The 15,581-nt window shown below is 60.5% G+C and carries 15 protein-coding genes; 9 read left to right on the top strand and 6 right to left on the bottom strand.

All coding sequences use genetic code 11. The annotated features are described in order from the left end of the window. The first annotated feature begins 284 nt into the window (after positions 1–284). Positions 285–2,003, top strand: a complete 1,719-nt coding sequence (locus tag ABNP46_RS03970; protein ID WP_349921136.1) for an acetolactate synthase 3 large subunit — start codon at positions 285–287, stop codon at positions 2,001–2,003. A gap of 2 nt (positions 2,004–2,005) precedes the next feature. Beyond that, positions 2,006–2,500 carry an acetolactate synthase small subunit gene (gene ilvN, locus ABNP46_RS03975; protein WP_349921137.1) on the top strand — a complete coding sequence of 165 codons (495 nt, stop codon included), beginning with the start codon at positions 2,006–2,008 and terminating at the stop codon, positions 2,498–2,500. A gap of 427 nt (positions 2,501–2,927) precedes the next feature. Here the strand turns inward: ilvN and pta are convergent, their stop codons facing one another. Both pta and ABNP46_RS03985 read right to left on the bottom strand, forming a co-directional pair. Further along, on the bottom strand, positions 2,928–5,081 hold the full coding sequence (gene pta / locus ABNP46_RS03980; protein ID WP_349921138.1) for a phosphate acetyltransferase: 2,154 nt from the start codon (positions 5,079–5,081) through the stop codon (positions 2,928–2,930). Positions 5,082–5,150: 69 nt separating this feature from the next. After that, positions 5,151–6,353: an acetate kinase gene (locus tag ABNP46_RS03985; RefSeq protein ID WP_349921139.1), complete on the bottom strand. Its 1,203-nt coding sequence runs from the start codon at positions 6,351–6,353 to the stop codon at positions 5,151–5,153. A gap of 302 nt (positions 6,354–6,655) precedes the next feature. Here ABNP46_RS03985 and yfbV point away from each other — a divergent pair, with 302 nt between their 5' ends. Further along, a complete protein-coding gene (gene yfbV / locus ABNP46_RS03990) occupies positions 6,656–7,096 on the top strand; it encodes a terminus macrodomain insulation protein YfbV (RefSeq protein ID WP_349921140.1) in 441 nt (146 codons plus the stop codon). A 72-nt stretch (positions 7,097–7,168) separates the two neighbouring features. Here the strand turns inward: yfbV and ABNP46_RS03995 are convergent, their stop codons facing one another. From ABNP46_RS03995 to ABNP46_RS04005, 3 genes are all read right to left on the bottom strand, one after another. Beyond that, positions 7,169–7,669: a YfbU family protein gene (locus ABNP46_RS03995; protein ID WP_349921141.1), complete on the bottom strand. Its 501-nt coding sequence runs from the start codon at positions 7,667–7,669 to the stop codon at positions 7,169–7,171. 415 nt (positions 7,670–8,084) lie between these two features. Next, positions 8,085–8,549, bottom strand: coding sequence for a thioredoxin-dependent thiol peroxidase (bcp, locus tag ABNP46_RS04000; protein WP_349921142.1), 465 nt, complete (start codon positions 8,547–8,549; stop codon positions 8,085–8,087). Between the two features lie 18 nt (positions 8,550–8,567). Next, on the bottom strand, positions 8,568–9,101 hold the full coding sequence (locus ABNP46_RS04005) for a glycine cleavage system protein R (RefSeq protein WP_349921143.1): 534 nt from the start codon (positions 9,099–9,101) through the stop codon (positions 8,568–8,570). 197 nt (positions 9,102–9,298) lie between these two features. Between ABNP46_RS04005 and dapA the strand changes: the two genes are divergently transcribed. The 3 genes from dapA (at position 9,299) to ABNP46_RS04020 (ending at position 12,520) form a co-directional block, all read left to right on the top strand. After that, positions 9,299–10,186 (top strand): 4-hydroxy-tetrahydrodipicolinate synthase, encoded by an 888-nt coding sequence (gene dapA / locus ABNP46_RS04010; protein ID WP_349921144.1) that lies wholly within the window; start codon positions 9,299–9,301, stop codon positions 10,184–10,186. Further along, a complete protein-coding gene (bamC, locus tag ABNP46_RS04015; protein WP_349921145.1) occupies positions 10,179–11,312 on the top strand; it encodes an outer membrane protein assembly factor BamC in 1,134 nt (377 codons plus the stop codon). Before dapA ends, bamC begins: the two co-directional genes overlap by 8 nt. A gap of 104 nt (positions 11,313–11,416) precedes the next feature. Further along, complete coding sequence (locus tag ABNP46_RS04020) at positions 11,417–12,520, top strand: phosphoribosylaminoimidazolesuccinocarboxamide synthase (protein WP_349921146.1); 1,104 nt, start codon at positions 11,417–11,419, stop codon at positions 12,518–12,520. A gap of 128 nt (positions 12,521–12,648) precedes the next feature. Here ABNP46_RS04020 and ABNP46_RS04025 read toward each other — a convergent pair whose 3' ends face one another. Continuing rightward, positions 12,649–13,263 (bottom strand): short chain dehydrogenase, encoded by a 615-nt coding sequence (locus ABNP46_RS04025; RefSeq protein WP_349921147.1) that lies wholly within the window; start codon positions 13,261–13,263, stop codon positions 12,649–12,651. A gap of 99 nt (positions 13,264–13,362) precedes the next feature. Here ABNP46_RS04025 and ABNP46_RS04030 point away from each other — a divergent pair, with 99 nt between their 5' ends. From ABNP46_RS04030 to ABNP46_RS04040, 3 genes are all read left to right on the top strand, one after another. Continuing rightward, the gene (locus tag ABNP46_RS04030; protein ID WP_349921148.1) at positions 13,363–14,265 is read left to right on the top strand and encodes a LysR family transcriptional regulator; all 903 of its coding nucleotides are present in this window, start codon (positions 13,363–13,365) and stop codon (positions 14,263–14,265) included. Positions 14,266–14,343: 78 nt separating this feature from the next. Next, positions 14,344–14,970: a DUF2057 domain-containing protein gene (locus ABNP46_RS04035; protein ID WP_349921149.1), complete on the top strand. Its 627-nt coding sequence runs from the start codon at positions 14,344–14,346 to the stop codon at positions 14,968–14,970. Positions 14,971–15,032: 62 nt separating this feature from the next. After that, a complete protein-coding gene (locus ABNP46_RS04040; protein WP_349921150.1) occupies positions 15,033–15,464 on the top strand; it encodes an HIT domain-containing protein in 432 nt (143 codons plus the stop codon). The last annotated feature ends 117 nt before the right edge of the window (positions 15,465–15,581 follow it).

The raw sequence follows: 15,581 nt of genomic DNA on the forward strand, positions 1-15,581 counted from the left end.
TCTCTCCGTCGCCATGGGCAAGTAACTGAATGTTAATAGCTGTTTGAAATTTATGACTGTTATGGCCAGACAAAGCCGTGGACAAGCGTTCACGGGCGGGTTAAGTTGTTTTTTCACCCTATTTTCGGGTGGATGATGGAAAAAACCGATTTTTCTACTATCGACGACTCCGTACTCGCCTGATCCGTACTCAGACAACCATAAACACACGGGTAGGCGTTGCCGGGAAGCAGCGGACTGTCGATAGCTTTCGCTTAACGGAGCAAAGCCTGGAGGGCTTTATCATGGAGATGTTATCAGGCGCCCAGATGGTGGTTAGAGCGCTGGAGGATCAGGGGGTTGAGCACGTATTCGGCTACCCTGGCGGCTCAGTGCTCGACATCTACGACGCTCTCTTTGAAAACGGCAAGATGGAGCATGTCCTGGTGCGGCACGAGCAAGCCGCCGTGCACATGGCTGACGGTTACGCCCGTTCCACCGGCAAGGTGGGGACGGTGCTGGTGACCTCGGGGCCCGGTGCCACCAACTGCATCACCGGTATCGCGACCGCCTACATGGACTCGATCCCCCTGGTGATCCTGTCCGGTCAGGTGCCGACCAGCATGATCGGGGAAGATGCCTTCCAGGAGACCGACATGATCGGTATCTCCCGCCCGGTGGTGAAGCACAGCTTCCTGTGCAAGAAGGCCAGCGAGATCCCGGAGGCCATCAAGAAGGCCTATTACATTGCCGCCAGTGGCCGCCCGGGGCCCGTGGTGGTGGACTTGCCCAAAGACGTGCAGAACCCGAAAGAGAAGTTCCCCTACCAGTATCCGGAGTCCGTCTCTCTGCGTTCCTACAATCCGACCAAGGCCGGACATAAGGGTCAGATCAAGCGGGCTGCCAAGCTGCTGGTGGAAGCCAAGCGTCCCGTCATGTACGTGGGGGGCGGCGCCATCAATGCCAACGCGGATCACCTGGTGACCAAGCTGGCGGAGCTGTTGAACCTGCCGGTAACCACCACGCTCATGGGACTGGGGGCCTTCTCCGGCATCCATCCGCAGTTCATCGGTATGCTCGGCATGCACGGCACCTTCGAAGCGAACAAGACCATGCACAACGCGGATCTCATCTTCGCCGTAGGTGCCCGCTTCGATGATCGCGTCACCAACAATGTGGCCAAGTTCTGCCCCAACGCGACCGTGGTCCATATCGACATCGATCCCACCTCCATCTCCAAGACGGTCCAGGCCCATGTGCCCATCGTCGGTTCGGTGGAAACCGTGCTGGAGCAGATGCTGGAGGTGATCCGCGAGTGTGGTTTTGACAACGACAAGCAGGAGCTGGCCGAGTGGTGGGAGCAGATCGGTCAGTGGCGCTCGCGCAACTGCCTGGCCTACGAGACCTCTCCCAACCTGATCAAGCCCCAGCAGGTCATCGAGGCACTCTACAAGGTGACCAAGGGGGAGGCCTTCGTTGCCTCGGATGTGGGCCAGCACCAGATGTTTGCCGCCCTCTACTACCCCTTTGCCAAGCCGCGCCAGTGGATCAACTCGGGGGGCCTTGGCACCATGGGCTTCGGCATTCCGGCTGCCATGGGCGCCCAGTTTGCGAACCCGGAGGCGGTGGTCTGCTGCGTGACTGGTGACGGTTCGGTGCAGATGAACATCCAGGAGCTCTCCACCTGCATGCAGTACGGCGTGCCCATCAAGATCATCTCCATCAACAACCGTGCCCTCGGCATGGTCAAGCAGTGGCAGAAGATGTTCTACGGCGGCCGTCACAGCCACTCCTACATGGAATCCTTGCCGGACTTCGTCAAACTGGCGGAAGCCTATGGCCACGTCGGCATCGCGGTGAGCGATCCGGCCGAGCTGGAGAGTGCCATGGAGAAGGCCTTCGCCATGAAGGACAGGCTGGTGTTCATGGATATCTCGGTCGACCCGGATGAGCACGTCTATCCCATGCAGATAAAGTTCGGTGCCATGGACGAGATGTGGCTGAGCAAGACGGAGAGGACCTGACGATGAGACACATCATTTCAGTACTGCTGGAGAACGAATCCGGCGCCCTGAGCCGTGTGGTGGGTCTCTTCTCCCAGCGCGGCTACAACATCGAGACCCTGACGGTGGCCCCCACCGAGGATCCCACCCTGTCCCGCATGACCATCGTCACCATGGGGGACGAGCGGGTGCTGGAGCAGATCCAGAAGCAGTTGCACAAGCTGGTGGACGTGCTCAAGGTGTGCGATCTCAGTGAAGGGGAGCACATCGAGCGGGAGATCGCCCTGGTCAAGGCCCGCGCCGCCGGTGGTGGTCGTGACGAGCTGAAGCGGCTGGCGGACATCTTCCGTGGCCAGATCGTCGACGTCACCCCCGAGCTCTACACGGTGCAGCTCGTTGGCACCAGCGAGAAGCTGGATGCCTTCATCAAGACGGCGGCCCAGACCAACGAGATCGTCGAAGTGGTGCGCTCCGGCGTCTGCGGCATCTCCCGGGCGGACAAGTCCCTGCGTCCCTGATGATGCTGTGATGTCGATATCGAACCAAGAGGGCTCTTCGGAGCCCTTTTTTCATGGTCGGCTGGCAAGGGTGGGCTTGGTCGGAACTGTCATTTTCTTTCAAATGATCGGTAAACTATCCACAAAAGCTGTGGAAAACTCTGTAGATTAGCGGTGTGTCTGGCGTTAGTTAGCTGATCTTAAAGAGATATTTCAATCTGATCCCGGCTGGATCGCATTTGCACAATCCCTCAGGGAGAGTGTGAGCGTTTGCTTATCGCCAGCCCCTTGTCCGCTGAGCCCTGCGGGGAAATGGCAGGATCCCGGCGGGATCCTGATTTGATCTTGCGGATCAACATGGCTCTCGTTGCCCATAAGGAATGGTGCCGACCATCCATAAAAAAACCCGCCAACTGGCGGGTTTTTGAGATCTCAGGGCTGAGGTCGATTACTCGGCCTGGGCAGCCTGGATACCGGTCAGGGCGATGGTGTAGACGATGTCGTCCACCAGGGCGCCACGGGACAGGTCGTTGACCGGCTTGCGCATGCCTTGCAGCATGGGGCCGATGGAGACCAGGTCTGCGGAACGCTGTACCGCCTTGTAGGTGGTGTTGCCGGTGTTCAGGTCCGGGAACACGAACACGGTGGCCTTGCCGGCTACCGGCGAGTTCGGAGCCTTGGACTTGGCCACGTTCTCCATGATGGCCGCATCGTACTGCAGCGGGCCGTCGATGATGAGGTCGGGACGCTTGGCCTTGGCCAGCTCGGTCGCTTCGCGCACCTTCTCCACGTCCGCACCGGCGCCAGAGGTTCCGGTGGAATAGGAAATCATGGCCACGCGCGGCTCGATGCCGAAGGCGGCAGCGGAGTCGGCGGACTGGATGGCGATCTCGGCCAGCTGTTCGGCGCTCGGGTCCGGGTTGATGGCGCAGTCGCCATACACCAGTACCTGATCCGGCAGCAGCATGAAGAAGATGGAGGAGATGAGGGACGAACCCGGGGCAGTCTTGATGATCTGCATCGGCGGACGAATGGTGTTGGCGGTGGTGTGCACAGCACCGGACACCAGACCGTCGACCTCGTTGCGCTCCAGCATCATGGTGCCCAGCACCACGTTGTCTTCCAGCTGCTCGCGAGCGACCACTTCGGTCATGCCCTTGTTCTTGCGCAGCTCGACCAGACGGGCGACGTAACGCTCGCGTACTTCAACCGGATCGATGATCTCGACGCGATCGGTCAGCACCACGCCCTGCTGTTCGGCGACGCGACGGATCTCTTCCGGGTTGCCCAGCAGCACCGGACGGGCGATGCCACGTTCGGCACAGATGGCGGCAGCCTTGATGGTCCGCGGCTCTTCCCCTTCCGGCAGCACGACGCGCTTGTTGGCCTGACGGGCCAGCTCGGTCAGCTGATAACGGAAGGCGGGCGGGCTCAGACGACGGGAGCGGGTGGACTTGGCAGTCAGGGACTCGATCCAGTGCTTGTCGATATGGCCGGCCACGTAGTCCTGCACCAGCTCGATACGTTCGCGGTCATCTTCCGGAATATCGACGTTGAAGTTCTGCAGGCTAACGGCGGTCTGCCAGGTGTTGGTACCGGTGATCATGATCGGCAGGCCGGTGGCCATGGCCTGTTGGCACAGGGCGATGACTTGCGGCTCCGGATGGTAGTTGCCGGTCAGCAGCAGGGCACCCAGCTTGACGCCGTTCATGGCGGACAGGCAGGCGGAGACGATGACGTCGGAGCGATCGCCGGAGGTCACCAGCAGGCTGCCCGGACGGAAGTGCTCGATCATGTTGTGGATGGAGCGGGCACAGAAGGTCACGGTCTGCAGGCGGCGGCTGTCCAGCTCACCCTTGTGCAGGATCTTGGCGGCCAGGTGCTTGGCGAGATCCTTGGCACGGGGGGCGATCAGCTGGGTGTTCCAGGGGATGCAGCCCAGGATGCGCAGGGGGCTCTTGCCAAAGACTTGCAGCACTTCCAGGTTGTGGCCGGTGTCGGCGCCGTGGTGATGGGCTTCGAACATCTCGGTCAGGTCGGGGCGGGTCACGCCGTGCTCGTCAACCGGTGCGCCCACCTTGTTGATGACGCAGCCCACGATGCGGGGGTTGCTGACGCCACCGAAGTTGGAGCAGGCCAGTTCGATGCGCTCTTTGAGCTTCTGGCTGGAGTCGTTGCCCGGATGGGTCACGAACACCATGTCGGCGTCCAGCGCCTTGGCGACGTCGTAGTTCAGCTTGTTGGCGAACGGCTGCTTGTCGGTCGGCACCAGGCCTTCGATCACGACCACTTCGGCACCGCTGCTCTTCACGTGCTCTTCGAAGCGCGCAACGATCTCTTCCAGCAGGATGTCGGTGTTGCTGGAGGTGATCATGTTCTCGGCGTAGGAGAGGGTGAACGGCTCGGGCGGGTTGATGTTGGCAGCGGCGCGGATCACGGCGGTGGAGCGCTCGGCACCGGTTTCACCCGGACGCGGCTGGGCCACCGGTTTGAAGAAGCTGACATTGACACCGTGACGTTCCATGGCGCGAACGACGCCAAGGCTCACGGAAGTTACGCCGACACCAGTGCCGACCGGGATGAGCATAATAGTGCGTGCCACTTATTACCCCTTGTTCATTTTTGGGATCAGGAAAAGGCCGCCCTGGGGCGGCCTTGCTCTACAGCTAAATTATGCGCCGACCAGTTCCAGCGCATCGTGGGCGATGACCCACTCTTCGTTGGTCGGGATGACCAGGGCCTTGGTGGAACCAGCCTTGGTGATCTCGCCACCCTTGCCGAAACGAGCCTTCAGGTTGGCGTCGTGATCGACGTCGAAGCCCAGCAGGCCCAGCTTGTTCAGGGTGATCTCACGGATCGGGGCGGAGTTCTCGCCGATGCCGCCGGTGAAGACGACGGCGTCCAGACGACCGTCCATGGCAGCGGCGTAAGCGCCGATGTACTTGGCCAGGCGGTAGCAGTAAACGTCCATGGCGCGCTTGGCTTCTTCCTTGCTGTCGTAGTTGTCTTCAACGAAGCGGCAGTCGGAAGTGACTTCGGTCAGACCCTGCAGGCCGGATTCCTTGGTCAGCATGGTGTTGATCTCGGCCACGCTCATGCCCAGCTTGTCGTGCAAGAAGAAGATGATGGCCGGATCCAGATCACCGGAACGGGTACCCATCACCAGGCCTTCCAGCGGGGTCAGACCCATGGAGGTGTCGACGGACTGGCCGTTCTTGATGGCGCAGACGGAACCGCCGTTGCCCAGGTGGCAGTTGATGATGTTCAGCTCGGAGACCGGCTTGTTCAGCTGCTTGGCGGCTTCCAGGCTGATGTAGTAGTGGCTGGTGCCGTGGGCGCCGTAGCGACGGATGCCGTTCTCTTTGTAGAGCTTGTACGGCAGGGCATACAGGAAGGCTTCTTCCGGCATGGTCTGGTGGAAGGCGGTGTCGAATACGGCAACGTTCTTCTCGGCCAGTTCCGGGAATACCTTCAGCGCGGCGCGGATGCCGATCAGGTGAGCCGGGTTGTGCAGCGGCGCGTAGGGAATGGCGGCTTCGATGCCGGCGATCACGTCGTCGGTGATGCGAACGGAAGAGGTGAATTGCTCACCGCCGTGAACCACACGGTGGCCGATGGCGATCAGGTTCTTGGACAGTTCCGGATTGAGCGGCAGGATCTTGTGAACGATGTAGTCCAGCGCTTCCTGGTGAGCGGCACCGGCACCCAGATCGGCATTGCCTTTCTCGCCGTTCAGCTTCCATTTGATGCGGGCGTCGTCGAGGTTGAAGCACTCGGCCAGGCCGGACAGCAGGTCATCACCGGTGGTTGCGTCAATGACAGCAAACTTCAGGGACGAGCTGCCACAGTTAAGAACAAGAACCAGCTTACTCATGAATAAATCCTATCGCAGATTGGGTTGGGTTGGAGGATGCGCCGGACGCGGTGCGTCCAAAAACTTTCAACTTATCCTTATGAGGGTTGGCAATCTGTTGCTTGCCCCTTGTATAGTGATACAAGACCCGAGATCCAGACGTCCCTGACAGGCCAGTAAATCGTGTACTGGCGTAAAAATTGGGCGTACAAAGGATAACCTGATTGTTGAAAAATAACAAAGTATCCTCAACCTTTGTTATTAGCCCTCAAAAAATGTCGAGGTTTTGCCGTTAATGCGTTCAAAAAGAGCTCGGAGGTAGCATGAGCATGAACATTTTTGGAACTAAATTACAGCAAGGCCGTCATTATATGACTCTTTGGCCGCGCCGTCCCGAGCTTAATTCCCTATTTCCGGAGAACAGGGTGATCAAGGCGACCGAGTTCGCCCTCAAGATCATCCCGGCCCTCGCCGTGCTCAGCGTCATGGTGCAATTCCAGTTCGGCGAGCAGCACTACTGGCCCTCTGTCATGGCGTCCGTGTTCTTCCTGCTGAGTTTGCCCCTGCAGGGGTATTACTGGCTTGGCCAGCGTGCCGACACCCGGCTGCCTCCTTCCCTCGCCAGCTGGTATCGGGAGATCAACGGCAAGATGAACGAACAGGGTGGGCGGCGTCAGCTGGTGGCGCAGCCGCGCTACGAAGAGCTGGCCGATACCTTAAGCGCAGCCTTCAAGCAGTTGGACAAGTCTTTCCTCTATGAGTGAGGAAGCCTGCCTGTTTCATTAACATCGATGCACAGTCAAAAGGCGCCATGGGCGCCTTTTCCATGGCCGTTTTCAGGCCGCTAGCACCTTGCTGATCTCCTGAATGGAGAGCTTGTATTGACGGGGGCATTGGCGCCAGGCCGCCAGCATGCGTTGATATTTGTTGCGCATGGCGATGTCGCTGGAGAGCTCGTCGCAGGGGCAGGGCAGTTCGGGGAAGCGTTTGTCCACTTCCAGCAGGAAGCAGACATAGTCCGCCAGCTCCCGCTCCTGGCTGCGGCTATAACCGTTGAAGGTCAACCGACTGACCTTGATCTCGCTCTGGGTCACAGGATCCAGATTGCCCCAGGAGATGGAAAGGGCGTGATGCATCTCCAGGGTGTCGAGTACCTCCTGGCAGGTGGCCAGATCCAGATGGCTGAAGTCTTTCTCCAGTTCGAGGATCTGCAGGCAGTAACCCCGCTCAATGATGGTGCTGGCCCGCAGATAAAACGCGGCCTTTTCCGGATTGAGTTTGGCCAGGATCTCGTACTGATTGCTCAGGATCAGGCGTTCGGTATGGCTCATGTTCATGGGCTGTCTCGCTGGAAAATGAATCTGACACCACGTTAACCCATATTCAGGATGAATTTTTTGATCTGGCAGGGGAGGTCGGCGAGAAAAACGGGGTTGAAGGAGGCGGCGACCTGACGGGGTTGGTTAATTAATTGTCGCCACCACGGCTTGCATTTTGGACCGGCTCGGCAAGAATGGAAGCGTCATTTGGCCCATGCCAGATGATCCACCACCAAGGCACCTCACTTGGGTGCAGACTCTCAAAAAGATCCCTCCGCGGCCCTGGGCTTGCAGGCGGGACGGGGCAGCCAGCTGCTCGCCCTCGTCTCTCAGACAGACGAGCCTTGAAAGATAAAGTGCATCGATAAAAGAGGGCCTGCATATGCAGGCCCGCTTTCTATCATTTTGTCCGATATGGGGGTCACGCTTTCGACTAGCTTTTCACCCGTTCGAGCACCACCTGATGGTGATCGCTGGTCTTGAACTTGTCGAAGCGATGGCTGACCTTGCCCTCTTCATCGATGAGGAAGCTCAGGCGGTGGATGCCGTCATACTCCCTGCCCATGAATTTCTTCGGGCCCCAGACGCCAAAGGCGTCGGCGACGGCGTGATCCTCATCCGCCAGCAGGCGGAAGTTCAGGTTGTCGCGCTCCTCGAACTTCTTGAGACGCTTGGCCGGATCCGGGCTGATGCCGAGCACGACCACATTGAGGGCGGCCAGCTCGGCGTTGACGTCCCGCAGGCCGCAGGCCTGGGTGGTGCAACCCGGGGTCATCGCCTTGGGGTAGAAATAGATGAGGACTTTCTTGCCGCGCAGGGAAGAGAGGGTAACCGGGTTGCCGTCCTGATCGGGCAGGGAAAAATCGGGGGCCAGGGTGCCAGCTTGCAAGGGTTGCATGGGATCTCCTAAGTGCCGTCAGGCGTATTTGTGGTTGACGAGAAATTCGAAGGACTCGGCGCCCAGCTCACGACAGAAGTCGGCGAAGGCCATCTTGGAGCCCGCCTCTTCTCCCAGCTTGGCCAGATTCAGCTGAAAGCTCGCCTTGAGCAGGTTGAACGGCTGCTGTTCCAGGGTAACGGTCTGCATGGCCTGGATGTCCCAGCCGTGGTCGCTGAAGAACTGGGTGCACTGGCTGACGATGCCGGGCTGATCCCGGATCAGGACATCGGCGCTGGCGCTGATGTCGTATTGCAGTGAGTGGTGGCGCTCGGTGCGCTTCATCATGGTGATGAGATCCCACTCCTGGCTGCGCAGTGGCAGGCTAATCTCGAGTTGCATCAGGCTGTTCCAGTCACCGGACAGCAGCATGATGAAGGTAAATTCGTTACCGAAAATGCCAAGACGGCTGTCGACAATGTTGCAACCGCAGCCACTGACGTGGCGGGTCACTTCATTGACGATGCCAGGCCTGTCCGTGCCGATGGCCGTTACGACCAGGTAATGAGTCATAAATCGTCTCTCGTCCATTATTGCGAATGCGATGACAGGGAGCCCTGTGGATGGGTATGGTCGTCAAATCCCTCGCCATGCCCGACTCTTCTGCATCATTTTTAGGCCGGATGGTAACACGGCTTGTCCCTTGCCTCCCTTGTTTTTAAAAAGGGGCAGCTTTACCATAACGCCCCTGAAAATCGGGAGAAAAATCCATGTTACGCGGTAGTATTGTTGCGCTCGTTACCCCCATGCAGGCCTCGGGTGAGATCGACTGGCCCAGTCTGGCGGCCCTGGTCGATTATCATGTGAGCGCCGGTACCACGGCCATTGTCGCGGTGGGCACCACGGGGGAGTCGGTTACCCTGAGCGAAGCGGAACATATCGCAGTGGTGGAGAGAACCGTCGAGTTCGCGGCGGGCCGCATCCCCGTCATCGCTGGTTGCGGCTCCAACAACACGGCCCACGCCATCGCCCTCTCCCGACGCTTCGCCAACTGTGGCGTGGTGGCGGGTCTCTCGGTAACCCCCTATTACAACAAACCCACTCAGGAAGGTCTCTATCGTCACTATTGTGCGATCGCGGAGGCTAGTGGTCTGCCCCAAATTCTCTATAATGTGCCCGGTCGCACCTGCTGCGACCTCAAACCGGAGACGGTGGCCAGGCTGGCCAAGGTACCCGGGATCATCGGTCTGAAAGAGGCCACGGGTGATCTGACGCGGACCCCGCTGCTGCGTGAACTGTGCGGGCCGGATTTTGCGCTTTATAGTGGCGATGATGCCAGTGGATGTGATTTTATGCTGCAAGGGGGCGATGGAGTCATCTCCGTCACTACCAATATTGCAGCGGCCCAGATGGCCGACATGTGTCGTGCTGCGCTGACCGGTGATGCCGGACGGGCGCATGACATCAACAATCGATTGATGCCGTTGCATCAGACTCTGTTCTGCGAACCGAGTCCCATCCCGGTGAAGTGGGCCTGTGCCCAGCTGGGATTGATGGCGACGGCCACCTTGCGTCTGCCGCTGACCGACCTCACCCCCGAGGGCGAACAGGCGATGGCGCGAGCACTGACGACTGCGGAGTTGATGGCGAGTGTTTAAAGCAAATGGAAAGGGAAATGCAGCGCGTCTGGTGCTGAGTGTGGCGACCGTTGCCGTGTTGGCAGCCTGTAGCTCACCCCAGGATCGCAAGATGGCCAACCGTGGCTTCGAGTATGAAGAGAGCCGCCTCGAAGGGCGTGCCTTCCTCGTGCCGGCCGGGTTGAGTGCCCCCGCTTTTAACAGCAATTTCGACATCCCGGCCCTGCCCGAGAGCAGCCGTGAGGGTGCCATCGGTGCCAAGGTCGATGTGCGCCCACCCGCCCAGCTGCTGACCGTGGTGCCCGGCAGCCAGGTCGTGACCAGCGCCAGCCCCGGCGAGCCCACCCTGGCCTTCTATGCCCTCAGCACCAGCCAGAGCGTGGAGCGCGATACCTGGGCCTTCCTGATGAACTTCCTGGCCCAGCACAAGGTGACCACGGAGAAACTGGATCAGCAGGACGGCGTGCTGCAGACCGGCTGGTTTGACAACACCGCCGCCCTCGATGGCTGGGGCGAGGATGATGACGACTTCAACATCCGCCAGCGTTACCAGTTCACCCTGCGCAACGACACCCAGCGTCATGCCGTCAACATGTCGGTACGGGTGCTGGATCATGAAGAGACCATCGACGGCGAGACCAGCACCACGCTGACCCCGGCCGATGCCCAGCGTTACGCGACCCGGGTCCTGAACCAGTTCTCCCTCTATTACGACAAGCAGCTCAAGGCCCGCGAACAGCACAAGAGCAACGATGGCATGGGCATGGAACTGGGTCTGGACAACAACGATCTCAGTGCCTGGATCGTGGACGCCTCCTTCGAACAGGTATGGCGTCGCCTGAATCAGGTACTGCCGGGCTATGGTTTCACCATCAAGGATACCCAGCAGTCACTTGGCTGGATCGACGTCGAATACGACGAGCCGGGCAGCGAGTTCTGGCAGGCCAAGGGCGCTGAACCCTTCAAGCTGGACGAGGACAAGTACCGCTTCCAGCTCGGCGAGATGGCGGGGGGCAAGACCTCCATCACCCTGTTCGACAAGGACAAGAAACCGGTGGCATCCGGGGTCATCTCCCAGATGTACATCAGCCTGTCCGAGGCGTTCGCCAAGGGCCAGGCCGATCAGGCAGCCGCAACAGCAGAATGAAAACAGGGGCCTCGTGCCCCTGTTTTGTTATATGGATCCCGCGAGTTGAAGAGGGGGCTGACGCCCCCGTGTTATTAGGACCACAACAGGAAGTGTTAGCAACCATGAGTCTTGCAGATCAAGTATTGGCAGTGAACGACGATTTGCCGATCCGTACCGATAAACCCGTCCATTCCGGCAAAGTGCGCAGCGTCTACTGGTTGACCCAGGCAGACAGCGCCCGCCTCATCCGGGAGAAAGGCTATGATGTGCCGGCCGATGCCCCCCTCGCCATCATGGTGATCAGCGACCGCATCTCCGCCTTCGACTGCATCTGGCAGGGAGTGAACGGTTTGAACGGTGTGCCGGGCAAGGGCGCGGCCCTCAATGCCATCTCCAGCCACTGGTTCAAGTTGTTCAAGGAGAAGGGACTGGCGGACAGCCACATCCTGGATATCCCCCATCCCTTCGTCTGGATAGTGCAAAAAGCCCGCCCCGTGATGATCGAGGCCATCGCCCGCCAATACATCACCGGCTCCATGTGGCGTGCCTACCAGGAGGGTGAGCGGGACTTCTGCGGCATCCGTCTGCCAGAAGGGCTGAAGAAGGATCAGAAGCTGCCGGAGATCCTCATCACCCCCTCCACCAAGGGCATTCTCAAAGGACTGGACGGGGTGCCGGAAGCCGATGACGTCAACGTCTCCCGCGCCGACATCGAACGCCACTCCCAGGCCTTCGGCTTCCGCTCACCGGCGGATATCGACCGCTACGAGGCGCTGCTCAAGGAAGGCTTTGGTGTGATAAGCGAAGCGCTGGCCGAGCGGGATCAGGTCTTCGTCGACACCAAGTTCGAGTTTGGCTACGTCCAGGATGCCGCGGGCAACGAGAAACTCATCTACATGGATGAAGTGGGCACGCCCGACAGCTCCCGCATCTGGGATGGCGCCGCCCTGCGCGAAGGTCAGATCGTCGAGAAGTCCAAGGAAGGGTTCCGCCAGTGGCTGCTCAACCACTTCCCGGATCCGGATATCTTGCTCAACAAGAACCGCATGCCGGAACGCTTCGCCCTGGCCCGGGACAACAAGTTGCCCACCGAGGTGATGATGGACATCTCCCATACCTATGTGGGGATCGCCGAGAAGGTCATCGGTCATAAGCTTGCACGCAGCGCCAATCCGAAGCAGGAGATCGTCGAGGTTCTACGTGAGCAATACGGTCTGATCGACTAAGGTCGGTTTTCTTTGACGCCGAAAAAACAAACGTTTTCCAGTATCAGGCAGTGGATCTCACCTTTGACACCTTAAACGGACGGGCCCCATCGCGGGGCCCGTTTTCATTGACTGGCAGCGAGGAGGTGTCAGCCGTTGACCCTGAACACCTGACCGCTCTGCACTCCCAGCACCGACTTCTTGTAGGCCTGGGCCACCCGGGCGGCGGGCACGGGCACGAAGCCCGGGAAGAAGTCGGCGTACTTGTCCATGGACTCTGTCAACACGGTGGGGCTGACCACGTTGATGCGCAGCCCCCGTGGCAGCTCGCAGGCCGCTGCCTTCACGAAGTGCTCGATGGCGCCGTTGATGGTGCTGGCGCTGGCCCCCCAGTTGATGGGCTCCTCGCTCAGTATGCCGCTGATGAGGGTGATGGAGCCGCCATCGTTGAGATGCGGGATGGCGGCGCGGGTCAGCCGGATCTGGCCCATCAGCTTGCTCTCGAGCCCTGTCTGCCACTGTTCGTCCGTCATCTCGGGGAAGGGGGCGAAGGCGACGTTGCCGCTCGCCACCACCAGGGCATCGAAGCGGCCTATGTCCTCAGCGATGCCCGCAAACAGGGCGGCGATGGAGGCGTTGTCCGTCATGTCGACACGGGCATCCCCCTGGCTGTGGCCGACCCGGATCACTTGATGATCTTGGGCGAACAGTTCGCTGACGGCGGATCCGACGGTGCCGGAGGCACCCACGATTACGATTTTCATCTTGGTCACTCCTGTTTGGGATATTGATGATTCTAGTCGTCACAAACAGAAGAAAAAGCGCTTAATATCAACCCATTGTTGCCATATTGGAGCTAATTAATGGATGTCAGTCACCTGGCCAGCTTCTATGAGGTGGTCAAGCAGGGCAGCTTCTCCGCCGCCGCCGAATCGCTCGAGGTGAGCAAGGGCATGCTGAGCCGCCATGTCAGCGCATTGGAAGCCTCGCTCAATGCCCAGCTGTTGCAGCGCACCACCCGCCGGCTCAGCCTGACGGAGGCGGGCAAGAGCCTCTATCTGCAGGCGGGGCAGATCTTCGCCCTGGCCCGCCAGGCGGAGCAGGAGATCCAGGCCCTGACCGAGGAGGACAGCGGCCGGCTGCGTTTCACCTGCCCGGTGAGCACCGGGGATCGCATGGTGAGCGAGCTGCTCGCCCGCTTCGCCGAGCTCTGCCCCGGGGTGGAGGTGGAGCTCAACTTCACCAACGCCATGATCGACATGAGCGAGGGGGAGAACGACATCGCCCTGCGGGCCATGAGCCAGGTACCTGACAACCTGGTGGCCCTGCCGCTCGGTCGCCTGCGGGATGTGGTGGTGGCAAGCCCGGCCCTGCTGGCGCGGGAAGGGGTACCGGCCAGCCCCTACGAGCTGGTGGGGCGCACCTGTCTGCGCCAGGGGGGCAACCCGGCCTGGGAGCAGTGGTCGTTTCGCCGGGGCGGGGAGGAGGCCCAGATCCCGGTGCAGGGCAAGGTGCGGGCCAATCACTACAGCACCCTGTTGCAACTCGCCCGTTCAGGCATGGGGTTCGCCAAGTGCCCGCTGATGCTGGTGGAGGCCAACCTGATCAGCGGAGAGCTGGTGGCGGTGCTGGACGAGTGGCAGACCGGGCTGTACCCGCTGCATGTACTCCATGCCCAGCAGCGGCGAGTGCCGCGCAAGATCCGCCTGTTCAAACAGGTGCTGGCCCAGTGGTTCGCCGAGCGGCCCCACTACCTGATCCGGTGAAGGAGGCGGATCGCCGTTATTTTTCTGTCATATCCGGCTGCTACCCTGCGCCATCATCGCGATCAAGAGAGACAGGGAATGAAGCGTCATCAGATTTGGGTTGGGATCATGCTGCTGTGTGGCGGGGCGGCGCAGGCCGAGGTCAGGATCGAGGTGCCGGAGGATTTCCAGATCCTGGCGGTGAGCGCCGGCAAGGTGCAGGACGAGCAGCATGCGGTGCTGGCGGATGGTGCGCAGCAGGTGCTGGTGCGCTATGAGGGGGTGATCCCGAGTCGTACCAGCAGCGACAACGACAAGGTGATCCGCTCCGAGCCCCAGATAATCCGTTATGAGGCCAGCGGCCAGCGTCTGCAACTGCAGGCCAGAGTACCCAAGGACGAGGCGGGGATGGAGCACTACGCCAAGGCGCCCCTGGTCGGCCTGCACGGGGGCGGTCAGCCTGTTGCACTGGTGCAAGACGCGCTGGTGGTCAACGGGGTGCAGATAGGCATGGACTGGAATGCCCGATTGGCGGAGTACAACCGGGGCGGGGGCAAGGCGGCACTGGTTGGCGCCGTTGCAACCACGGCCGCCATCGCGCCCACCCAGACCTCGGCGCAGGTATTGCCCGCCAGCGAGCTGGAGGGGCAATTGCAGCAGCTCTTCCTGCAGGCGGATCCCGAACTTCGCAAGCGTTTCATCGGCTGGGCCGTTCCCCACCTTTAAGTTTGCCCCCGGTTGCAGTAACGTGGGCGGCTCATCCGATCTGCCCGCTTTCGAGGTTTTTCATGTTCGAACTGCATCCCCGCCTGTTGGCGGATACCCAGTCCCTTGGGGATCTGCCCTTGTGCCGTGTCCTGCTCGCCAGGGACAGCCAGTATCCCTGGCTCATCCTGGTACCGCGCATCGCCGACCTGCGGGAGATCCATCATCTGCCCGCGCCCCAGCAGCAACAGCTGATGCAGGAGTCCTGTGCCGTGGCCGCCCTGATGGAGCAAGCGCTCCATCCGGACAAGATCAACGTGGCGGCGCTCGGCAACCTGGTGCCCCAGCTGCACCTGCACCATGTGGCCCGTTTCGGGACCGATCCCGCCTGGCCCGGCCCCATCTGGGGGGCCAGACCTGCCGTGCCATATAGTGCGCAAGATTTGCAGCGGGAGGCCGATAACTGGCGAGCCCGTCTGGCCACCCTGAGTGGTTTCGTCCCGCAGCTTGCCTGACAAACCGCTCAACTGAGAGGCGGCTCGCGATTTTGATATCGGGATCATCTGATGTACTAGGGCGATGGGTCGCCCTGTGCTGACATGAGCGATGAGACCGACGACCCATTTTTCGAT

The organism is Aeromonas veronii (assembly GCF_040215105.1).
Taxonomy (GTDB): Bacteria; Pseudomonadota; Gammaproteobacteria; order Enterobacterales; family Aeromonadaceae; genus Aeromonas; species Aeromonas veronii_G.